Annotated in this window: 20 protein-coding genes; 15 read left to right on the forward strand and 5 right to left on the reverse strand. The window is 72.9% G+C overall.

Features of this window, described 5'->3' with window-relative positions; translation table 11 throughout:
- Window positions 1–167 precede the first annotated feature (167 nt).
- Window positions 168–1,136: an SDR family NAD(P)-dependent oxidoreductase gene (locus O7597_RS17245; protein ID WP_281580142.1), complete on the reverse strand. Its 969-nt coding sequence runs from the start codon at window positions 1,134–1,136 to the stop codon at window positions 168–170.
- An 81-nt stretch (window positions 1,137–1,217) separates the two neighbouring features.
- Between O7597_RS17245 and O7597_RS17250 the strand changes: the two genes are divergently transcribed.
- The gene (locus O7597_RS17250) at window positions 1,218–2,126 is read left to right on the forward strand and encodes an AraC family transcriptional regulator (RefSeq protein ID WP_281580143.1); all 909 of its coding nucleotides are present in this window, start codon (window positions 1,218–1,220) and stop codon (window positions 2,124–2,126) included.
- On the opposite strand, the gene O7597_RS17255 is transcribed toward O7597_RS17250, so the two are convergent.
- Window positions 2,123–3,124, reverse strand: a complete 1,002-nt coding sequence (locus O7597_RS17255; protein ID WP_281580144.1) for a 2-hydroxyacid dehydrogenase — start codon at window positions 3,122–3,124, stop codon at window positions 2,123–2,125. The two genes, O7597_RS17250 and O7597_RS17255, sit on opposite strands and share 4 nt — an antisense overlap.
- A gap of 60 nt (window positions 3,125–3,184) precedes the next feature.
- On the reverse strand, window positions 3,185–4,180 hold the full coding sequence (mgrA, locus tag O7597_RS17260; protein WP_281580145.1) for an L-glyceraldehyde 3-phosphate reductase: 996 nt from the start codon (window positions 4,178–4,180) through the stop codon (window positions 3,185–3,187).
- A 71-nt stretch (window positions 4,181–4,251) separates the two neighbouring features.
- Between mgrA and O7597_RS17265 the strand changes: the two genes are divergently transcribed.
- The 4 genes from O7597_RS17265 (at window position 4,252) to O7597_RS17280 (ending at window position 8,316) form a co-directional block, all read left to right on the forward strand.
- Complete coding sequence (locus O7597_RS17265) at window positions 4,252–5,220, forward strand: aldo/keto reductase (protein WP_281580146.1); 969 nt, start codon at window positions 4,252–4,254, stop codon at window positions 5,218–5,220.
- A gap of 57 nt (window positions 5,221–5,277) precedes the next feature.
- Window positions 5,278–6,525, forward strand: a complete 1,248-nt coding sequence (locus O7597_RS17270; RefSeq protein ID WP_281580147.1) for a histidine kinase — start codon at window positions 5,278–5,280, stop codon at window positions 6,523–6,525.
- Complete coding sequence (locus O7597_RS17275; RefSeq protein WP_269739694.1) at window positions 6,522–7,172, forward strand: response regulator transcription factor; 651 nt, start codon at window positions 6,522–6,524, stop codon at window positions 7,170–7,172. Before O7597_RS17270 ends, O7597_RS17275 begins: the two co-directional genes overlap by 4 nt.
- 76 nt (window positions 7,173–7,248) lie before the next feature.
- Window positions 7,249–8,316, forward strand: coding sequence for a hypothetical protein (locus O7597_RS17280; RefSeq protein ID WP_281580148.1), 1,068 nt, complete (start codon window positions 7,249–7,251; stop codon window positions 8,314–8,316).
- Between the two features lie 52 nt (window positions 8,317–8,368).
- Here the strand turns inward: O7597_RS17280 and O7597_RS17285 are convergent, their stop codons facing one another.
- Window positions 8,369–8,824: a GNAT family N-acetyltransferase gene (locus O7597_RS17285; RefSeq protein WP_269739692.1), complete on the reverse strand. Its 456-nt coding sequence runs from the start codon at window positions 8,822–8,824 to the stop codon at window positions 8,369–8,371.
- A gap of 76 nt (window positions 8,825–8,900) precedes the next feature.
- On the opposite strand from O7597_RS17285, the gene O7597_RS17290 reads away from it, so the two are divergent.
- From O7597_RS17290 to O7597_RS17305, 4 genes are all read left to right on the forward strand, one after another.
- Window positions 8,901–9,491 (forward strand): TetR/AcrR family transcriptional regulator, encoded by a 591-nt coding sequence (locus tag O7597_RS17290; RefSeq protein WP_269739691.1) that lies wholly within the window; start codon window positions 8,901–8,903, stop codon window positions 9,489–9,491.
- A gap of 73 nt (window positions 9,492–9,564) precedes the next feature.
- Complete coding sequence (locus tag O7597_RS17295; protein WP_269739690.1) at window positions 9,565–11,019, forward strand: sigma 54-interacting transcriptional regulator; 1,455 nt, start codon at window positions 9,565–9,567, stop codon at window positions 11,017–11,019.
- A 1-nt stretch (window position 11,020) separates the two neighbouring features.
- Window positions 11,021–12,973, forward strand: coding sequence for a VWA domain-containing protein (locus O7597_RS17300; protein WP_281580149.1), 1,953 nt, complete (start codon window positions 11,021–11,023; stop codon window positions 12,971–12,973).
- A gap of 9 nt (window positions 12,974–12,982) precedes the next feature.
- A complete protein-coding gene (locus O7597_RS17305; protein WP_269739688.1) occupies window positions 12,983–13,450 on the forward strand; it encodes a DinB family protein in 468 nt (155 codons plus the stop codon).
- Between the two features lie 29 nt (window positions 13,451–13,479).
- On the opposite strand, the gene O7597_RS17310 is transcribed toward O7597_RS17305, so the two are convergent.
- Window positions 13,480–14,178, reverse strand: a complete 699-nt coding sequence (locus tag O7597_RS17310) for an RICIN domain-containing protein (protein ID WP_269739687.1) — start codon at window positions 14,176–14,178, stop codon at window positions 13,480–13,482.
- Window positions 14,179–14,303: 125 nt separating this feature from the next.
- Here O7597_RS17310 and O7597_RS17315 point away from each other — a divergent pair, with 125 nt between their 5' ends.
- The 6 genes from O7597_RS17315 (at window position 14,304) to O7597_RS17340 (ending at window position 21,379) form a co-directional block, all read left to right on the forward strand.
- Window positions 14,304–15,683, forward strand: coding sequence for an FAD-binding oxidoreductase (locus tag O7597_RS17315; RefSeq protein ID WP_269739686.1), 1,380 nt, complete (start codon window positions 14,304–14,306; stop codon window positions 15,681–15,683).
- Window positions 15,684–15,705: 22 nt separating this feature from the next.
- Window positions 15,706–17,046: a class I SAM-dependent methyltransferase gene (locus O7597_RS17320; protein ID WP_269739685.1), complete on the forward strand. Its 1,341-nt coding sequence runs from the start codon at window positions 15,706–15,708 to the stop codon at window positions 17,044–17,046.
- 103 nt (window positions 17,047–17,149) lie between these two features.
- A complete protein-coding gene (locus O7597_RS17325; protein ID WP_269739684.1) occupies window positions 17,150–17,707 on the forward strand; it encodes a helix-turn-helix domain-containing protein in 558 nt (185 codons plus the stop codon).
- Window positions 17,700–18,557 (forward strand): SRPBCC domain-containing protein, encoded by an 858-nt coding sequence (locus O7597_RS17330; protein ID WP_269739683.1) that lies wholly within the window; start codon window positions 17,700–17,702, stop codon window positions 18,555–18,557. The genes O7597_RS17325 and O7597_RS17330 overlap by 8 nt, the downstream gene beginning before the upstream one ends.
- A 136-nt stretch (window positions 18,558–18,693) precedes the next feature.
- Entirely contained in the window at window positions 18,694–19,836 is a 1,143-nt protein-coding gene (locus O7597_RS17335; RefSeq protein ID WP_269739682.1) for a hypothetical protein, read from the forward strand.
- 52 nt (window positions 19,837–19,888) lie between these two features.
- The gene (locus O7597_RS17340; RefSeq protein WP_281580150.1) at window positions 19,889–21,379 is read left to right on the forward strand and encodes a hypothetical protein; all 1,491 of its coding nucleotides are present in this window, start codon (window positions 19,889–19,891) and stop codon (window positions 21,377–21,379) included.
- The last annotated feature ends 316 nt before the right edge of the window (window positions 21,380–21,695 follow it).

The raw sequence follows: 21,695 nt of genomic DNA on the forward strand, positions 1-21,695 counted from the left end.
GAGCCCTCCTCATCGAAGCTGAACGCCTCCGATGGGCAAGCTATATCGACCAGTTTGATCCACTCTCGTCTGTGTCTGTCCGTCGACACCGATACGTTCAGTTTCGGACAGATCGCGCTACGTGTCGGCGCGCTCCTGCCCGGCCCCGGCACCGTGATCAACGCCGCTCAGGCGGCGACGGCCTGCTGCGAGTACACCCACAGGCGCTCCGCCGCCGCCGGGTCGAGGGCGTGCGGGGCGACCCCCGCCTCGGCCTCCGCCGGCACCGGAACGACCTCGGCCTCCTGGTTGTCCTCGAAGTACCGCCCGGTGACGCCCTCGACGAGCGGTGAGGCGGCCAGCAGGACCGAGGTCGAGGCGCCCTGCTCGGGCGTCTTGTAGTAGTCCAGCGGGACCCGGTTACCCGCCTCGTCCAGCACACCGAAGGCCCGCATCGTCTCGTCGTCGAGATGGCGCTGGAGATTGGTCAGGATGTAGCCGGGGTTGGCGGCGTTGGCGACGATGCCCTCGTCCGCCCAGCGGTTGGCGATTCCGACGGCGAACAGCACCGTGGCGGTCTTCGACTGGCCGTACGCCGACCAACGGTCGTACGGACGTTCGCCGAAGTGCGGGTCGGTGAAGTCGAAGGGCTCCCGCAGGTGCGCGCCGGAGCTGACCAGGACGACGCGGGCCGAACCGGCGGCGCGAAGGTTGTCGTGCAGGCCGGTGACGAGCGCGAAGTGCCCGAGGTGGTTGGTGGCCAGCTGCGCCTCCCAGCCCTGCGCGGTCAGCTCACGCGTCGCCACGGCCATGATCCCGGCGTTGGCGACGACCGCGTCCACCGCGCCCCGCCAGTCCGCCACGAAGGCGGCCACCGAGGTCAGGTCGGACAGGTCGAGCGGGGCGACCCGGGCCGAGCCCGGCAGGGCTGACATCTCCTCGACCAGGTCGGCGGCGGCTGGTCTGCGGATGGCGACGGTCACCTCGGCGCCGGCGCCGACCAGTGCGCGGACGGTCTCGGTGCCGAGGCCGGAGGCACCGCCGGTGACGATGATCCGACGGCCGGTGAGGTCGACGCCCGCCAGCACCTCGGCAGCGGTCGTCCGTGGCCCGAACGGGGTGACGACCCGGGCACGGGTCTTCGTGTTGTCGTCCATGAGGGCAACGTTAAGGCCCGCGTATCGGACGTACTATGGTTTTTAGTCCAGTTCTCTTTAGTGTGAGTCCAGGAGGCGGCCGTGGATCCGCTGTACGACGTGCTGAGTCTGGTCGGTGCCACCGGCCACGTCTCGGCCAGTATGGCGGCGGGCGGCAGTTGGGCGGTCGAGTTCGAGGCACCGGTGGGCATCAAGTTCAACGCGGTCCGCCGGGGGCGCTGCTGGTTGCGCGTGGACGGTTGCGCCGAGGCGCTGCCGCTGGTGGAAGGCGACTGCTACCTGCTGACCCGCGCCCGGTCGTACACCCTCTTCAGTGACCCCGCGGCGGTCCCGGTGCCGGCGGGACCGGTCTTCCTGGCGGCGACGGGCGGGGTGGCCCGCGTCGGAGCGGGCGACGACTTCGCGGCCATCGGCGGTGCGTTCCACTTCGGCGAACGGGCCCGCACCCTGCTGCTCGACGCCCTGCCCCCGGTGGTCCACGTGCCCGGCGCCGCCGCCGAGGCCGCCACCCTGCACTGGGCCATCGACCAGGTCGATGCGGAACTGCGCCAGCAGCGGCTCGCCGCCGGCCTCGTCGCCGAGCATCTCGCGCTGGTCATGCTGATCCAGATGCTCCGTCACCACCTCGCCGCCGACGCCCGAACGACGACCGGCTGGCTGGCCGGTCTCGGTGACCCGGTGGTCGCCGTGGCGCTGCGGGAGATGCACCAGCGCCCGGCACACCCGTGGACGGTGGCGGAGCTGGCCCGGGCCGCGTCGGTCTCCCGCTCGACCCTGGCCGCACGCTTCCGGACGGTCGTCGGCCGGGCTCCGCTGGAGTACCTCACCGACTGGCGGGTGGAACTCGCCGCCGACCGGCTCCGCCGGACCGATGACACCCTGGCCCGCATCGCGCAACTGGTCGGCTACGGCTCCGAAAGTGCCTTGAGTGTCGCCTTCAAACGCACCACCGGCCACACTCCCCGCGCCTACCGCCGCCACAGGCCCTAGCAGACCCGGGCCGGGGTGGGGACGGCGTCGGGGCCGTCGTTCTGCACGGTGGTCAGGTTGGTGAGGGTGGTCTCGGCGATGTTGTGCAGGCCGTCCTCGGTGAAGAACGCCTGGTGGCCGGTGATCAACACGTTCGGGAAGGTGGTGAGTCGGGCGAAATCGTCGTCGCCGAGGACCCGTTCGGAGCGGTCCTCGAAGAACAGGTCACTCTCCTCCTCGTACACGTCGAGGCCGAGGTAGCCGATCCGGCCGCTCTTGAGCCCGTCGATCACGGCCCGGGTGTCCACCAGCGCCCCGCGGCCGGTGTTGATCAACATGACGCCCTCGCGGAACAGGGCGATCCGGTCGGCGTCGATCAGGTGCCGGGTGTCCGGGGTGAGCGGGCAGTGCAGGGTGACGATGTGCGACTCGGCGAGCAGCCGCTCCAGCGGGACGTACTCCACCCCGGCGGCGACCGCCGTCTCGTTCGGGTACGGGTCGCTGGCCAGCACCCGGCAACCGAAACCCGCCATGATCTGGGCGACGCAGACGCCGATCCGCCCGGTGCCGACAATGCCGACCGTACGGCCGTAAAGGTCGAAGCCGAGCAGGCCGGCGAGGGCGAAGTTGTGTTCGCGTACCCGGTTGTAGGCGCGGTGGATCTTACGATTCAGCGAGAGGATCAGGCCGGCGGTGTGCTCGGCCACCGCGTGCGGTGAGTACTCCGGTACCCGTACGACGGTCAGCCCCCGTTTGCGGGCGGCGACCACGTCGACGTTGTTGAAGCCGGCCGAGCGCAACGCCACCACCCGGACGCCGACGTCGGCGAGCTGGCCGAGCACATCGGCGCAGAGGTCGTCGTTGACGAAGGCGCAGACCGCGTCCGAGCCCTCGGCCAGCCGGGCGGTCTGCGCGGTGAGCCGAGGTTCCAGGAAGGTCAACTCGTGACCGGCCGCGGCGTTCGCCTCGCTGAGGAACGTCCGGTCGTACGGCTTGGTGCTGAACACTGTCACTCGCATGGCCCACCTCCACCTTCACGCTAGAGCCGGACACCGACCGAGGGCAGGATCCTCGGCCGGTCAGCTCAACCGGGCGTCGATGTCGGCCAGCTCCTCGGCGGTCAGGTCGAGGTTGTCCACGGCCGCGATGTTCGCCTCCAACTGGGAAACGCTGCTGGCGCCGATGATGAGGCTGGTCATCCGGGGGTCGCGCAGTGCCCAGGCGAGCGCGAGCTGCGCGAGGGACTGGCCCCGGCGCTTGGCGATGGCGGCCAGCCCCCGGATGGTGGCCAGTCGCTGCTCACTCACGTCGCTCTCGTTCAGGAACACGCTGGTGCGGACCCGGGAGTCGGTCGGGATGCCGTCGAGGTAGCGGTCGGTGAGCAGGCCCTGGGCCAGCGGGCTGTAGGCGATGCAGCCGGCGCCGACCCGCTCCAGCGTGTCGAGCAGCCCGTCCTGTTCGGTCCACCGGTTGAACATCGAGTACGCCGGCTGGTTGATCAGCAACGGGGTGCCCAGGTCGCGCAGGATCGCCGCGGCCCGCTCGGTCTGCTCGGAGGTGTAGTTGGAGATGCCGACGTAGAGGGCCTTACCGGAGCGGACGGCGGCGTCGAGAGCGCCCATCGTCTCCTCCAGCGGCGTGTCCGGGTCGTACCGGTGGCTGTAGAAGATGTCGACGTAGTCCAGGCCGAGCCGGCGCAGCGACTGATCGAGTGAGGCGAGCAGGTTCTTGCGGGAACCCCACTCACCGTACGGCCCGGGCCACATCAGATAGCCGGCCTTGCTGGAGATGATCAACTCGTCGCGGTACGGCCCGAGGTCGTCGGCGAGCATCCGGCCGAAGTTCTCCTCGGCGGAGCCGGGCGGTGGACCGTAGTTGTTGGCCAGGTCGAAGTGGGTGACGCCGAGATCGAAGGCGCGTCGGACGATGTCCCGCTGGCGCTCGAACGGGCGGTCCGGCCCGAAGTTGTGCCACAGGCCGAGCGAGATCGCGGGCAGCCGAAGTCCACTGGCTCCGCTGCGCCGGTAGGTCATCTGGTCATAGCGCGTGTCGGCGGCGAGGTAAGTCACGATCATGACCATATCCCGAGGTACGGTCGCTGGCTTGAGCTGCGGCCGTGGTGCGCCGCGAGGGGTAGCGTCGACGTATGCGTTACGTGCGGCTCGACACTGCGAAGCCTCTGTCCAGGATCGGCCTCGGTACGTGGCAGTTCGGTTCGCGGGAGTGGGGGTACGGCCCCGACTACGAGCGGCTGGCGGCGAGCATCGTCCGGCGCGCCATCGAGCTGGGCGTGACCCTCTTCGACACCGCCGAGGTCTACGGATTCGGTCGCAGTGAACGGCTCCTCGGCGCGGCACTGGCCGCCGACCGGGACAAGGTGGCCATCGCCACCAAGATCCTGCCGGTGCTACCGGTCGCGTCGGTGGTGCAGCAACGGGCGGTGGCCTCGGCGGCCCGGCTCGGGGTCACCGGCATCGATCTCTACCAGGTGCACCAGCCCAATCCGGTGGTCAGCGACCACCGGACCATGCGCGGGATGCGCGTGTTGCAGGACATCGGCCTGGTCGCCGAGGTCGGGGTGAGCAACTACAGCCTGCGCCGCTGGCAGGTGGCGGAGGCGGCACTGGGCCGGCGGGTGCTCAGCAACCAGGTCCGCTACAGCATGCTGGACCGCAAGCCGGAGGAGGATCTGCTCCGGTACGCCGAACAGGCCGGTCGGCTGGTCATCGCGTACAGCCCGCTGGCGCAGGGCTTCCTGTCCGGGCGGTACGACGCGAACCATCCGCCGGTCGGCGCGATCCGCCGGGCCAACCCGTACTTCCTGCCGGAGAACCTGGAACGCGGCGGTGCGTTGATCGAGACCCTGCGGCAGGTCGCCGCCGCGCACGACGCGACGCCGAGCCAGATCGCCCTGGCGTACGTGCTGCGGCACCCGAACGTGGTGGCCATCCCCGGTGCGTCGAGTGTGGAACAGTTGGAACGCAACGTCGCGGCGGCCGAGATCGATCTGACCGACGACGAGTACGCGGCGCTTGTCAACGCCGCCCGGGCGTTCCGCCCGGTCACCGGGCTGGCCGCCGTACCGAAGCTGATCAGGTCCCGCACGCGCGGCTGAGGGTCCGTCGTGTCCCAGGTCGTGGTGACCGGCCGGGGGCGTCGGCATCATAGGGCGATGGACTGTCCCGCGCCGCTGCGTCCGTTGGTCGCCGGCTCCACCTGGCGGCGCGGCGTGTTCCTGCTGCTCGGTGGGGTGCTCGCGCTGCCGTACGCGTTGCTCGGGGTGGCCTTCGCACAGCTGTTCACCAACCCTGGGCCGCCCCGGCTGCTGGTCCTGGTGCTGCTGGTGCCGGCGGCCGGCATCGCCATCGTACCGATCTTCCTCGGCGGTAGCCGGGCACTGGAGATCGCCGCGGTTCGTGGGCTGCTCGGCGTCGACGTGCCCGAGCCGATGCCCGGTCACCGACTGGACCGGGAGACCCGGCTGCGCGCCGCGCTCTGGATCGGACTGCACCTGACCAGCGGCGCGCTGGTGGTGGCCGCGCTGTTCAGCGTGGTGCCGATGGCCCTGGCGTTCATCGCCGCCCAGGCCGGGATGGACGTCGGAATCTCCGGTGCCGAACGGTTCGGGCCGTTCGACGGCGGGGACACCGGCTGGTTGGCGCTGCTCGCGGTGCTCGTACTGGCCGCGCTGGGCTACGTCGTGGCCGGGCTCGGCGCGCTTGCCGCGTCGATGGCTCCCGCGCTGCTGGGACCGGCGTCGGCCGAGCGGATCGCGGCGCTGGAGGCCCGGGCCGCACGGCTGGCCGAACGCAACCGGCTGGCTCGGGAACTGCACGACTCGGTCGGCCACGCGCTCACCGTCGCCACCCTCCAGGCCGGCGCCGCTCGCGAGGTGCTCGACGGCGACCCGGAGTTCGTCCGCCGGGCGCTGACCGCCATCGAGGAGACCGGTCGGCGGGCGATGGACGATCTCGACCACATGCTCGGGTTGCTCCGGGAGACCGGGGAACCATCGGCCGCCGCTCCCCAGCGGACCCTGTCCGACCTGGACGAACTGATCGCCATCACCCGGTCGGCCGGCACGCCGGTGCGCAGCCGCGGTCGCGGCTCGCTGGACGCCCTGCCGGCGGTGGTCTCGCGGGAGGGCTATCGGATCGTGCAGGAGGGGTTGACCAACGCCGCCCGGCACGGCCACGGGCCGGTGACCGTACGGGTGGACGTGTCGCCGGACGGTCTGGAGATCGAGCTGGTCAACGCGGTGGCCCGGTCGGCGTCCGGCGGTGCGGCGGTGCCGGGCGGTGGGCGAGGGCTGATCGGCATGCGGGAACGGGTGCTGCTGCTGGGCGGCCGGGTCGCCGCCGGAGTGGAGGGAGAACGGTGGCGGGTTCGGGTGCGACTGCCGATCGGGGCGGACGGATGAGCGTGGACGTGCTGATCGTCGACGACGACGAACTGGTCCGGATCGGGCTGCGGACCATCCTCGACGCCCAGCCGGACCTGCGGGTCGTCGCCGAGGCCGCGGACGGGTCGGAGGTGCCCCCGTTGGTCGCCCGGCACCGCCCGCAGGTGGTGCTGATGGACGTGCGAATGCCCGGGATCGACGGCATCCAGGCCACCCGACACCTGCTGGCCACCTCCGCCGAGCCGCCCCGGGTACTGGTCATCACCACCTTCGCCAATGACGAGTACGTCTACGACGCGCTACGCGCCGGCGCGAGTGGATTCCTGCTCAAGCGGGCCCGGCCGGCCGAGGTGGTGGCGGCGGTACGGGTGGTGGCGCGCGGCGAGTCGCTGCTCTTCCCGGCCGCGATCCGCCGGCTGGTCGGTGCGTACGGGCGGCGGAACACCGACGGGCTGCGGGCGGCCCGGCTCACCGAACGGGAGGCGGAGGTGCTGCGGCTGATGGCCGCCGGACTGTCCAACCCGGAGATCGCCGCCCGACTCGTGGTGGGTGTGGAGACGGTGAAGACGCACGTCGGCAACGTGCTGACGAAGCTCGGGGTGCGTGACCGCACCCAGGCGGTGATCGCCGCGTACGAGTCGGGGTTCGTCACGCCGGCCGGTTGAGGTGTCCCGCGCGCGGGGGAGACGATTCCCCGCCGCACGGGAGGGCAGGGCGGGCGCCCCGGCCGAGGCTGGGGTCATGACGAACGTGGCCGTATCCGAAAACCGCGAGACGACCGGCCCTGCCGGCCTGCTCGACCCTCTCACCGCCGGCTGGCTCGGGCTGTGGGGCCTGCTCGCCCTGGTGGCGGCCGGCACCGGCACCGGCTATCCGTTCGGCGCCGACGACCCGCAGCTGGACTCGACCATGCTCCGGCTGCTCCCCGTCGAGGCCGGGCCGTCGTTCTTCGCCGCGATGCTGCTCACCGCCGCCGCACTGGTCCTGGTCAGCCGCAGGACCACGCCCACCGGCCCGCTGCGGGTGCTGCTGCTCGGTTACGGCTGGGCCGTCGCGTTCGTGCTGGCCGTGGTGGTGCCCGGCGTGCAGGTGCTGGCCCTGCTCGGGTACGCGCCGATGCTGCTGATCGGCGCGCCCTTCGGCTGGCCACCGGTGGACTACGCCGACGTGTTCACCTGGCCGCTTGCCGCTCGCGTCGCCGCGATGTGCGGTGGGGTGCTGTTGAGCGGGGTGCTGCTGGGGTGGCAGCGGCGTACCGCTGGCTCCTGTGTGGGGTGTGGCCGCGACGGCACCGACCGGGGGTGGACCACCCCGGCGGCTGCCGCCCGCTGGGGCCGGTGGGCCGTCGGGGTGGCGGCGCTGATTCCGGTCGGGTACGCGCTGACCCGGTTCGCCTGGCTGGCCGGCATCCCGCTCGGCGTCTCCCGGGACGGCCTCGCCGACTTGTGGGAGAGCGGCGCGGTCTGGGCGGGGGCCGGCCTGGGCGCCTTCGCCACTGTCGGCTCGGTGCTGACCCTGGGTCTGGTGCAGCGTTGGGGTGAGCGGTTCCCACGCTGGATGGTGGGGCTGGCCGGGCGGCGGGTGCCGGTGCGGCTGGCGGTGATCCCGGCGGCGGCGGTCGCGGTCCTGGCTACCGCGGCCGGGCTGAACGCGCTGAGCCTCCCCGAGTTCTGGGAGCCCGGTCGAGGGCTCAGCGCGGCGGGTCTCCCGCTGATGTTCTTCCCGCTCTGGGGGCTCGCGCTCGGCGCCGCGACGTACGCGTACCACCTGCGTCGTCGGGGTGCCTGCGGTCGCTGCAACCTGGGGTGACCGGTGGCTCCGGTCCGTCGTCCGGCACGGGGGCGGGCGGCGGACCGGGCTGTCACGGCAGGTCGCGGGCGTAGCAGACGGAGAGCGCCTCGCCCCGGTACGGCCCGAAGTTGTCGATGCGCCGGTAGCCCTCCCGCTCGTAGAAGCGCATCGCGTCGGGTTGGGCGGTGCCGGTCTCCAGCAGCAGGGTGCGCACCCCGGCATCGTGCGCGGCCTGTTCCAGGGCGCGGAGGATGGCGGTCGCGACGCCGGTGCCCCGGGCCGGCGGACTGACGTACATCCGCTTGATCTCGGCCGAACCGGCGGCGAAAAAGCGCAGGCCGCCGCAGCCGACGGCGGTGCCGCCGGGGTCTCGGGCGATCAGGAAGACGCTGACCGTCTCGGCCGTGGGCGCTGCGCCCGGCTCGTGGTCGTCGCAGCCGTAGCGGGCGTCGAGTTCGGCCCGTTGGGCGGCGCGCAGTCGGGTGGCGTCGGCCGACTCCCAGGGTTCGCGATCGATGGTGAGCACCAGTCCCAACCTTTCCGTAACGAGCGTTACCGTAACGTACGCTACGGTACGACCCGTCGACCGGGAAGGGGTACGGATGGCCAGACGGCGTGATCTCGCCGACCAGCAGCGACGCCTGTCGGCGGCCACCTGGTCGGTGCTGGCCGAACACGGTCTGCCGGGGCTGACCCTGCGCGCCGTCGCCGAGCGGGCCGGGTGCACCACCGGCATGGTGCTGCACGCCTTCGCCGACAAGCAGGCCTTGCTCGTGCACGCCCGCGACCTGCTGCACCGGCGTACCGGCCTGCGTGCCGACGCCGCCCAGGCCGCGGCCGGTGACCCGGTGGCGGCGCTGCGGGCCGTGCTGGTCCAGGCGGCCTCACCCGACGAGGAGAAGCGGGAGGAGGCCCGGGTCTGGGTCGGTTTCCTCGCCGCCGCGCTGGCCGATCCGGTCCTGGCCGACCTGCACCGCGACTACAACCGCCGGTTCGTCGCCCGGGTCCGGGAACTGGTCCACGCCGCCCGGCCCGACCTGGGCCCGGCCGAGGCGGCCGACACGGCCACCAGCCTGGTGGCCCTCGTCGAGGGGCTCAACGCCCTCGCCTGCGTCGACCCGGAAACCTACGGCGAGCGGACCCAGCAGACCGCTCTGGACGCCGCACTGGCCCGTGTCCGGGGTGAGCCCTGACCGTGCGGCAGCGCCACCGACCCACCCCGAATTCATGATCGAGCCAAGCTGACGGCGGCAGGTGCGCGCTAGCGTGGGCGGGGTGAGTGAGTCTTCGTCTGTTCCGCCGCTCCCACCGGCCGACCTGCCCGCCACGCTCGGCGCGCTGCGCGCCGCCGGGCACCGCTACCGCACCGTCAAACAGGAACTCCGCGACAACCTGCGGGCCCGGATGCGCGACGCCGCGCCGCGGTTCGCCGGCATCGTCGGGTACGACGACACCGTGCTGCCGGAGGTGGAGCGGGCGTTGCTCGCCGGGCACGACATGGTGCTGCTCGGCGAGCGGGGCCAGGGCAAGACCCGGCTGATCCGGTCGCTGGTGACGCTGCTGGACGAGTGGACGCCGGTGATCGCCGGCTCGGTGCTCAACGAGCACCCGCTGCACCCGGTCACCCCGGCGTCGCGGGCGCTGATCGCCGAGGCCGGCGACGACCTGCCGGTCGGCTGGCTGCACCGCTCGATGCGCTACGGCGAGAAGCTGGCCACCCCGGACACCAGCGTCGGTGACCTGATCGGCGACGTCGACCCGGTCCGGCTGGCCCAGGGGCGTACGCTCGGCGATCCCGAGACGATCCACTTCGGGCTGGTGCCGCGCACCAACCGGGGCATCTTCGCGGTCAACGAGCTGCCCGACCTGGCCGAGCGGATCCAGGTGGCGCTGCTCAACGTGCTGGAGGAGCGGGACATCCAGGTACGCGGCTACCAGCTCCGGCTGCCGCTGGATCTGCTGCTGGTGGCCAGCGCCAACCCGGAGGACTACACCAACCGGGGTCGGATCATCACCCCGCTCAAGGACCGTTTCGGCGCGGAGATCCGCACCCACTACCCGACCGACCTGGAGCTGGAACTGTCCCTGATCCGGCAGGAGGCCGACCTGGTCGCCGAGGTGCCGGAGCACGTGCTGGAGGTGCTGGCCCGGTTCGCCCGGGCGGTACGCGAGTCACCGTCGGTGGACCCGCGTTCCGGCGTCTCCGCCCGGTTCGCCATCGCCGCCGCGGAGACCGTCGCCGCCGCCGCGCTGCGCCGGGCGTGCCTGCTCGGCGCCGACTCGGAGGTGCCGTCGGCCGAGGCGGTGGCGCGGGTGGGTGACGCGGTGTCGGTGACGTCGACGCTGCGCGGCAAGGTGGAGTTCGAGAGCGGCGAGGAGGGTCGGGAGATCGAGCTGCTCGGCCACCTGCTGCGGACCGCCACCGCCGAGACGTTCCGGGCCCGGCTGGCCGGGCTGGACCTGTCCGGCTTCACCGCGCTGGTCGAGGACGGGCAGGCGGTGGAGACCGGCGAGCTGATCTCGGCGGCCGAGCTGCTGCGTCAGGTGGGCACGGTGCCGGGGCTGGCCAAGGTGCTCGACCGGCTCGGCATCGGCGACGCGCCGAGCGCCGGGCAGGCCGCCGCGGCCGTCGAGTTCGTGCTCGAAGGGCTGCATCTGAACCGCCGGCTGGGCAAGGACGTCACCGACACCGGGCGGACCCGCTACGGCGGACGGGACTGAGATGACCGGCAACCGGTTCCGGTACGGGCAGTGGCGCGGCGGCCCCGATCCGCTCGCACCGCCGTACGACGTGCAGGCCGCGGTCGACCAGGTCGGCGCGGAGGTGCTGGCCGGCGGCAGCCTCCGCGACGCGCTGCGGGAGCTGCTGCGCCGGGGCCCGCAGGGGCGTGGCGGGCTGGACGGGCTGACCGCCCGCGCCCGCCGGCTGCGCCGCGACGCGCTGCGCCGGGGCGAACTCGACGGTGCGGTGACCCGGGCGCGGGCGCTGCTCGATCAGGCACTGGCCGCCGAGCGGGACGAGTTGGCCCGGCGCGACGACGAGGCGGCCCGGTTCGCCGAGACGATGCTGGAGAACCTGCCCCGCTCGACCGCACAGGCGGTGCGGGACCTGTCCGACTACCGGTGGGCCAGCGACGAGGCCCGGCAGACCTACCAGCGGATCCTGGACGGGCTGCGCGACGACGTGCTCGGCCAGCGTTTCGCCGGGCTGCGCGACTCGGCCCGGCTGGCGGGTGACCCGGCGGTGCAGGAGCAGGTCGCCGAGATGGTGCGGGACCTCAACGCCCTGCTGGCCCGGCACGCCCGGGCCGAGGACACCACCGACGCGTTCGCCGAGTTCATGCGCCGGCACGGCGACTTCTTCCCGGAACGTCCCCGCGACGTCGACGAGCTGATCGACATCCTGGCGCGCCGGTCGGCGGCCGGGCAGCGGTTGATGAACTCGCTGTCGCAGCGGCAGCGGGAGGAACTCGCCGGGCTGATGCGCGAGTCCCTCGGCGACCGGCTCGCCGGCGAGCTGGCCGCGCTGGAGGGGAACCTGCGGGCGTTGCGGCCCGACCTGCGCTGGGGTCGGGGTGAGCGGATGCAGGGCGGTCAGCCGCTGGGCTACGGCGAGGCGACCGGAGCGCTCGACGAGATCGCCGAACTGGACGACCTGCTCGACCAGTTGGGCCAGGCGCACCCCGGGGCGACCCTGGACGACATCGACGTCGACGCGGTCGCCCGGACGCTGGGCCGCGACGCGGCCGACGACGTACGCCGGCTGCGGGAGCTGGAGCGGGAGCTGCGCCGGCAGGGGTGGGTGACCCGCGACGCCGATGGCCTGACGCTGAGCCCGAAGGCGCTGCGTCGGCTCGGCGGCACCGCGCTGCGACAGGTCTTCGCCGAGCTGACCGCCGGCCCGCGCGGCCAGCACGACCTGCGCTCGGCCGGGGCGGCCGGCGAGGTGACCGGGGCGTCGCGCCCCTGGGAGTACGGCGACGAGCAGCCGCTGGACGTGGTGCGGACCCTGACCCGGGCGGTCCGCCGGGCCGGCCCCGGGGTGCCGGTGCAACTGGCCGTCGAGGACTTCGAGGTGGTCGAGACCGAACGGCGGGCGTCGGCGGCGGTGGCGCTCTGCGTCGACCTGTCGTACTCGATGATCTCCCAGGGGCGGTGGGGGCCGATGAAGCAGACCGGGCTGGCCCTGGCGCACCTGATGGCCACCCGGTTTCCGCAGGACGCGTTGCAGATCATCGGGTTCGGCCGGCGGGCGGAGACGCTCACCCAGCAGGAGTTGGCCGCCGTCGAGCCGGACATGATGCAGGGGACCAACCTGCAGCACGCGTTGCGGCTGGCCGGCCGGCATCTGCGGCGTCATCCGGACGCGGAACCGGTGGTGCTGGTGGTCACCGACGGGGAACCGACCGCGCACCTGGACCCGGAGGACGGTGAGGCGCTGTTCGCCTGGCCGTCGTCGCCGGAGACGATCGAGGCGACGGTGCGCGAGGTGGACCGGCTCGGCCGCTACGGAGCCACCCTGAACCTGTTCATGCTGGGCGACGATCCCGGGCTGCGCCGCTTCGTCGACGCGGTGGCCCGACGCAGCGGCGGGCGGGTGTTCACCCCCGACACCGACGACCTCGGCGAGTACGTGGTCAGCGACTACCTGCGGGCTCGCCGGGGCCGCCGTTAGGCTCGCCGGGTGGAGGTCGACGGGCTGCGACGGGCGTACGACGCGGTGCTGGCCGAGGTCGACGCGGGCGGGTTCGGGCCGCCCCCGCCCGACCGGTACAGCGCCGAGCAGATCGTGGCCCACCTGGTCGCCAGCGACGAGTTGATGCGCGAGGCCACCGAGGCGGTGCTGGCCGGCTCGCCGTACGCCTTCTACGACCTGGACGAGGTCCACCGGCCGGAACTGGACGAACTGGCCGCGCAGTGCGGCGGCCTCGACGGGCTCGCCGCCCGGCTGCGGGCCACCAGTGACCGGCTGGTCGCGCTGGTGGCCCGGCTCGGTCCGGCGGCGGACACCCCGGTCGAGACACACCTGCGCGAAGGCTTCGAACTCGTCGTCGACGAGCCGCTGCCCTGGGGCCGCACGATCGACCTGCACGCCCGCGTGCACCTGCCCCGACACCTGAACGAGCTACGGGCGCTGCGCGGCCGGTCCTGACCAGGACGGGGCCTGGCGGGTGGGGACGGCTACTGGAGCGTCCAGCGCTGGGCCGGGTTGCCGTCGCAGGGGGCCTGGACGATGTCGGTGCCGGCCGCGGCGCCGCCGTCGCGGGCCTGGGCGCACTTGCCGCTGTGCACGGCCGCCAGCACGACCGCGCCGCCGTCGACCCGTTGCAGCCGCCACTGCTGGTTGCCCTCGCCGTGGCAGCCGAACTGCTGCAACCGGGCGCCGTCGTCGCCGCTGCCACCCTCGACGTCGAGGCACTGGTTGTGGGCGGCGTTGGTCAGCGTCACCGTGTCCGGGCCGAAGGCGTTGACCACCCACTGCTGCTCGGGCCCGCCGCTGCACCCGGTCAGCTTGGCGACGGCCTTCTCACCGTCACCGTCGAGACCGAGGCAGAAACCGGAACCGACGCCCCGGAGCACCCTCGGCCCGACGATCGCGTCCGGATCCCGGCTGGGGCTCGGCTCGGGGGACGGCTCGGACCTCGACGGGCTGGGTTCCGGTTCGCTCTCGGTCGGGCTGGGCCGCGCCGTGCTCGGGCCGGGGCCGGCCACCGTCGGTACCGGCGCCGGCTCGCCGCCGCCGAGCACGCCGGTGGCGAACAGCACCCCCACCAGTACGCCGACCAGCCCCAACCCGAGCGCCGTGACGAGCAGTGGATCGCGGGGTGGTCCGGCTCGGCGGGTGCCGTAGACGCTGCCCGACCCATCGGTGTGCGACATGCCGGCATCCTGTCCCACCGCCCGGGCCACCGGCCAGCCACCCCCGTCGCCCGGCCCCGAGCCGAGCGAGAAACGCCTCCGATGGACATCCCGCCAGGCGGGCGCGTGACGCGTAAAGTGATCCCATGCACGCCGTGCGTGATCATGACCTGGCGGTGGCCCAGCTGCGACGGTCGTACGCGGCGGTGCCACCCGGCCAGCCGGTGCGGTTGGCCAAGCGCACCTCCAACCTGTTCCGTCCGCGCAGCGCCCCCGCCTCCGGCCTGGACGTCAGCGGGCTCGGCGGGGTGCTGGGCGTCGACCCGGTCGCCCGCACCGCGGACGTGCAGGGCATGTGCACCTACGAACGGCTGGTCGCCGCGACCCTGCCGCACGGCCTGATGCCGCTGGTGGTGCCACAGCTGCGCACCATCACTCTCGGCGGGGCGGTGACCGGGCTGGGCATCGAGTCGACCTCGTTCCGCAACGGACTGCCGCACGAGTCGGTGACCGAACTGGACGTGCTCACCGGCACCGGTGAGGTGGTCACCGCCCGGCCCGACGGCCCACACGCCGACCTGTACGCGGCCTTTCCCAACTCGCTCGGCAGTCTCGGGTACGCCACCCGGCTGCGGATCGAGCTGCAACCGGTCCGTCGGTACGTGGCCCTGCGCAACCTGCGGTTCACCAACCTGACCGCGTTGACCGAGGCGATCGGCGAGATCACCGCCACCCGCCACTGGGCCGGCGCGAGCGTCGACGCGATGGACGGGGTGATGTTCAGCCCCGGTGAGGCGTACCTGGTGCTGGGCAACTTCACCGACGACGTGCCGGGCGTCTCCGACTACACCGGGCAGGAGATCTACTACCGCTCGCTGCGCCAGCGCCCGCACGACGCGCTGACCGTCCACGACTACCTGTGGCGCTGGGACACCGACTGGTTCTGGTGTTCGGCGGCCTTCGGGGCGCAGCATCCGGTGGTGCGGCGGTTGTGGCCGGCACGGTGGCGACGCAGCGACGTCTACCACCGCATCGTGCGGCTGGAGCACCGGCACCGGGTCGCGGCCCGGATCGACAGGTGGCGCGGCCAGCCGGCCCGGGAGCGGGTCGTGCAGGACGTGGAGATCCCACTGGAGCGCACCGCCGAGTTCCTGCACTGGTTCGCCGCGAACGTCGGGATGACGCCGGTGTGGTTGTGCCCGCTGCGGCTGCGCGAGCCGGCCGGGCCGGGATCGGCCCGGTCCTGGCCGCTGTATCCGCTCCGGCCGGGGCAGGACTACGTCAACATCGGGTTCTGGGGGAGCGTGCCGATCGCGGCGGGCGCCGCCGACGGCGACGTCAACCGGGAGATCGAGCGCGCGGTGTCGGAGGCGGGCGGGCACAAGTCGCTCTACTCCGACGCGTACTACGACCGGGATTCGTTCGACCGGCTCTACGGCGGCGGTACCTGGCGCGCCGTGCGGGACCGGTACGACCCGGAGCATCGGTTGACCGGACTGTACGAGAAGGCGGTAGCACGAGCGTGAGCGAACGAAGCGGAGTGCCGGCATGAGTCTCACCGACCGGAGCCAGGGAGCGGCAGGCGCTCCCGCCACGCCGCCCCCGGGGGGCCGACGGCGTGGGCTGACCGTGGCGGACATCGTCCGGGCGGTGACCTCAGGTCCCCTGCCGATACGCGTCACCGCGTACGACGGCAGCGCACTCGGCCCGGCCGACGCCGGGATCACCCTGTCGATCCGCTCCGAGCGAGGGTTGTCCTACCTGCTCACCGCGCCGGGCGACCTGGGTATGGCGCGTGCCTACGTCAGCGGCGACCTCGCCATCGAGGGAGTCCACCCGGGCGACCCGTACGAGGCGTTACGGGTGCTCGCCGGGATGCGGATGCGGGCACCGGCGCTGGCTGACGGGTTGGCGCTGGTGCGCGAGCTGGGCTGGGAACGGCTGCTGCCACCGCCCGCTCCGCCGCAGGAGGCCAGGCCCCGCTGGAAGCGGATCGTGGGTGGCCTGCGGCACTCGCGGATCCGCGACAGCAGCGCCATCTCGCACCACTACGACGTGTCGAACGCCTTCTACGAGCGGGTGCTCGGCCCGTCGATGACCTACACCTGCGCGGTGTACCGCAGCCCCGACGACACGCTGGAGCAGGCGCAGGCGGGCAAGTACGACCTGGTCGCCGGCAAGCTCGCGCTGCGGCCGGGCATGCGGCTGCTGGATGTGGGCTGCGGCTGGGGTGGCATGGTCCGGCACGCGGCCCGCGAGTACGGCGTCAAGGCGCTCGGCGTGACGCTGTCGCGGGCACAGGCGCAATGGGCGCAGGCGGCGATCGAGCGGGAAGGGCTGACCGGCCTGGCGCAGGTGCGGTACCTGGACTACCGCGACGCGCCGCGGGAACAGTTCGACGCGGTCTCCTCGATCGGCCTGACCGAGCACATCGGGGTCCGCAACTATCCGGCCTACTTCGGGTTCCTGCGGGACCGGCTGCGCCCGGGGGCCCGACTGCTCAACCACTGCATCACCCGGGCGGACAACCGGGCGCCGCACCGGTCCGGCGCGTTCATCGACCGGTACGTCTTTCCGGACGGCGAGCTGGCCGGTCCGGGGCGGGTGATCAGTGAGATCCACGATGCCGGGCTGGAGGTGCACCACGAGGAGAACCTGCGCCAGCACTACGCGCTGACCCTGGCCGCCTGGTGCCGCAACCTGGTGGAGCACTGGGACTTCTGCGTCGCCGAGGTGGGCGCGGGCACGGCCCGGGTGTGGGGGCTCTACATGGCCGGCTCACGGCTGGCGTTCGAGCGCAACGGCATCCAGCTGCATCAGGTGGTGGCGACCCGCAACGGCCCGGACGCGGTGAACGGTTATCCGCTGCGCCCGGACTGGTTGCCCTGACCCCCGCGTCGCGCGACTGAGCGAGGCCGCGCCGGAAGTTGCCGGCGCGGCCTTTCTCGATCCCATTGACAAGGAAGTTTTTTACGTACAAACTGATTTTGCCATGAGAGATGTCCTGTACCTGGAGCAGATCGAGCAGGCCGAGGTGCTGCTGAAACCGCAGCGCGTCGAGATCCTGCGGCAGCTGGCCGAGCCACGCACCTGCACCGAGGTGGCCGCCCGGCTGGAGCAGACACCACAGCGCGTCTACTACCACGTCAAGCAACTCGTCGCGGCCGGGCTGGTCGAGCAGGTCGACCGGCGCAAGGTCCGCGGCATCACCGAGGGGATCTACCAGGCCGCCGCCCGGTCGTACTGGCTCTCACCGCGGCTGGTCGGCCGGATCGGGCTGCGCCGGGCCCGCGACGAGCTGAGCCTGGGCTACCTGCTGGACCTGATGGAGGAGGTCCAGGCCGACGTCGCCGCCCTGGACCGCACCGCACCGGAGCTGCCGTCGATCGGCGTCTCCGGCGAGATCCGCGTGCCGGCCGAACGCCGGCAGGAGTTTCTGCACGACCTGCAGTCCGCGCTGCAGGAGTTGTTCACCCGCTACGGCGGCGCCGAGGGAGACGCCTTCAAGCTCGCCGTGGCCTGCTACCCGAAGGGGACCGACCGTGACTGAACCGATGACCCTCGCCGTCCGCCTCGCCGCACCGATCGCGCGGGTGCGCCGGGCCCTGACCGACCCCGCCGAGCTGCGCGTCTGGCTGGCCGAGCACGCCGAGGTCGAGCTGCCCGAGCGGTACGAGTTCTGGGGCCGCTACACGCCCGAGGGCGACGCTCCACACCAGCGGGTGCTGCACGCCGACGACGACCGGCTGCGCTTCGCCTGGCTGCTCGACGGGGTGGAGACCACCACCGAGATCACGCTGAGCGCGGAGGGACCGGACGCCACCGTGCTGCGGCTGTCGCAGACCCACTTCGACTTCAACGACGTGATCAACGGCACCAGCATCCGGGGCGTCCTGCAGACCTTCTGGGCGCTCTCGGTGGCCAACCTGGAGTGCCACCTGGCCGGCCAGCCGCTGCTGCCGAAGGTGGACTTCACCGGAACCGACTTCCGTGGTGAGCTGGTCATCGCCGCGCCGGCCGACAAGGTGTGGGAGTCCCTGACCGACTCCGAGCAGGTCAGCGCCTGGTTCGGCTACCCCATCGGGATCGAGCCGTGGGTCGGTGGCCGGTACGCCATGGGTGGCTTCGACAGCGGCTTCGCCGCCAAGGTGGTCGACCTGGAGCCCGGCCGGAAGATGTCCGTCGACTGGGGAGCCCCCGGCGTCACCAGCTGGGAGCTGACCGAGTCCGAGGGAAAGACGAAGCTGACCTTCGTGCAGAGCGGCTTCGACGAGCAGAACCCGCCGTACGCCGCCTGGGCCGGGTCGGTTTCCGGGCTGGCCGAGCTGCGCCGCTTCCACGAGGTGCCCGACTGGCAGCCGATCTGGCTGCCCGAGGAGACCTCGGCCACGGCCGGCTGAGCCGTACCGGCGCGGGCGGCCACCGGACACCCCGGTGACCGCCCGCACCCGGCGACGCATCAACCGGCGCGCGACGGGGTAGTGGCGGCTGGCCGCGACGGGCCGGAGTTCGCGGACGCGGCTATCGTGGCCTGTCGTGACGGGTACCGAGCAGCGACTGGCCGCGATCCGGGGCGACGCGCCGCCGAAACGACACAACGCCCGGACTCTCGCGGCGTTGACCGGTAACCCGGGCTGCACCCGGCGGGCCGTCCTCGACGGCGCCGGGGTGGACAAACCGGCACTGGCCGAGCGGGTCGGCTTTCCCGCCCGGTTCGGGCAGTCCCGGTTCGCCATCACCCGGGGCAACACCTTCGAGGCGCAGGTTAAGGCCGACGGCGGCGCCGAACTGCTGCGGCTGGTCGCGGAGCGGCTGGGCGTACCGGTGCCGACGGCAGCCCGCTGGACGGATCTCGGCGACGGCGACGACCACGCCGACCGGGCCCGCCGCTCGGCGACCCTGCTCACCGAGGCGCTGCCGCCCACCGGAGCCCGCCCTGACGAGCCGGCCGGTGCGGAAGAACCGTCGCCCGCCGGCGAGCCGGCAGCGCTGTTCGACCACCCGATGCTGGGCCTGGTGGTCGCCGGGCAGCGGGTGCATCTGGAACCCGACCTGGTGGCCGCCCGGCTGGGCGGCCGGTTCCACGTGGTCGAGATCAAGTCGTTTCCGGTGATCGACGGCCAGGCCGACCCGGCGAAGCTGGCCGCCGCGGCGGTGCAGTCCGCCGTCTACGTGCTGGCCCTGCGGGAGCTGCTCACCGCCCGAGGTCACGACCCGCACCTGGTGTCGCACGAGGTGGTGCTGGTCTGCCCCCGGGACTTCAGCAACGCGCCGGTCGCGCATCTGCTCGACGTCCGCCGGCAGCTGCTGGTGGTCCGCCGACAACTGGACCGGATGGACCGGCTCGACACACTGCTGGCCGAGGTACCGGCCGACTTCACCGCCGATCCCGTCGCCGATCCGGCGACCCTGGCCGGTTCGCTGGCCCGGGTGCCGGCCCGGTACGCCCCCGACTGCCTGGCCAGTTGCGAGCTGGCGTACTTCTGCCGGCACGAGGCGCGGGGGCAGACCGGCGCGCTCGGTCGCCCGGTCCGCGAGGCGCTGGGCGGGATCGCCGACATCGACGAGGTGCTGGCACTCGCCGGTGGGGAGACCGTCACCGACCCCGAGCGGGCGGAGGCCGCCGCGCTGCTGCGGACCGCGGCCCGCCTGCGCGCCGACGCCCTCGCCACCGCATGAGCGGGCGCGTCAGACAGTCTCCGGCCGGCACCCGGCGCGGCGGAGCGCCGACATGAGCACGTTGCGGGCGCTGGCGGCGGCGCAGGCGGTGGCCGCCGGGCTGGCCCAACCGGTGGCCACCGTCCGGCATCTGCACCTGTCGAGGCGGCCCCTGGTGCTGGTGCCGTTGGCGATGGCGGGGGAGGCGAACGCCCCGCTCGCCGCGATGGTCGGCGCGGCTCCCGGCGACGGGCGGCTGCTGATCGTGCCGCAGCCGCGCAACCGGGACCAACGGTTCGCGTTCGCCGCCGAGCTGGCCGCGATCGTGCTGCCCTATGTGGACGGGCACCGCACGGCGAACGAGGCGGTCGCCGTGGACCGGGGTCGGGACGTCCGGTACCGCTATCTCGACGCACCGCAGCTGCTGGTGCCCAACCCGGCAGGGGTGACGTTCCTGCGGCTGCTGGGTCGGTCCACCCGGTTCCGTCGGGTCGACGGCGATCATCCGGTGCCGCCGCAGGTGCCGCTGCTGGGCCGCTGGCTGACCTTCTTCGCCGAACGGGCCGAGCATCCCGGCTCGTCGACGCTGGTGGCGATGACGCAGGCGTTGACGCTGCACTGGGCGACCGGGCAGAGCGCGGTGGAGGATCTGCACCTGCCGGCGCTGCTGGGCTGGATCGCCCCGCCGGCCGGACTGTCCGGAGCCGAGGCGGCCGCCCGCGCCGAGGACCCGTCGAGCTGCCCGCCGGCCGGCCCGGCCACCGATCCGGAGTTCGACAACCGGCTGCTGGCGCCGGCCATCGAGGCGTACGCCGCCGCCGACGACGAGGCGACGCGGGTCGAGGCGTACGCCGAGCTGGAGCGGCTGCTGCGGGACCAGCTCACGCCCACCTGGGAGCTGATGTGGCGTGGCCTGGGGTTGCTGCGCGCCCTGCCGCCCGGCGCCCGGGTGGCCGGGCGGTGGGACGGTGACCGGGACGCCTTCACCGCCTACGCCGACCATCTCGACGGCGACGGTGCGCCGCAGCCGCGCCGGGACGGCGCGGTGGCCGCCGCCGCCCGGCTGCACCGCCTGGAGCGGGCCGCCGCGACCTACGCGGTGCAGCGTGCCTACGACGATCCGCTGGTGATGGCGGAGTACCGGCTGACCGGGGAGGCGTTCGTCGGTGAGGTGCTGCTGGCCGATCCGGCCCGGGTCGACGACAGTGGCCGACGGCCGGTGCTGCGCCCGCGCATCCAGCTGCTGACCACCGACCCGGTGCTGGCGCTGGTCGGCGCGACCCTGACCAGCCCGTCCCGTCCCGGGCAGAAGGCGCGGCTGGTGTTCGTCACCCCGACCGCCGACGGCAAGACCGAGGTGGTGCTGGAGCTGTCCGGCGGGATGGGGCGCGGCCTGACGGCCAGCCCGGGCAGCGTGCCGGAGGTGGGGGAGCGACTCTGCTACACCACGCTCAGCGACGCTTACGTCCCGGGCGCGGCATTCCCCACGGTGGACGAGACCCCGTGGACCCACGGTGGTCCACCCGCGTCCGGAACGGCGGCGCCTGACGAACAATGGGCGTGAACGCAAGCGTCCGCCCTACGGAACACCCGCCCTGACAACCCCACCCACCGCCGAGCCGGACCGCCGACCCGCTGGGACCGCCGACGGTAACCATCCCCGCCAGGGACACCATCACCTACGGACGCTTTGCTCTGCTTACCTATACGCACAGGTTGCGCTGAGTAATTGCGGCGATCGCCGCGCCATTCCGATAAGGCCTGTTCAACGTGGGGTTGCGTATAGGTAAGCAGAGCAAAGGTGGAAGGCGGCATTGTCGGTGGCGGGCCGGGTGGTCACGTTCAGCGACTCGTCGTCGTGGTCACCCGGAGTCATGGCC

Origin of the sequence: Verrucosispora sp. WMMC514 (assembly GCF_027497295.1) — a bacterium.
GTDB classification, from domain to species: Bacteria; Actinomycetota; Actinomycetes; order Mycobacteriales; family Micromonosporaceae; genus Micromonospora; species Micromonospora palythoicola.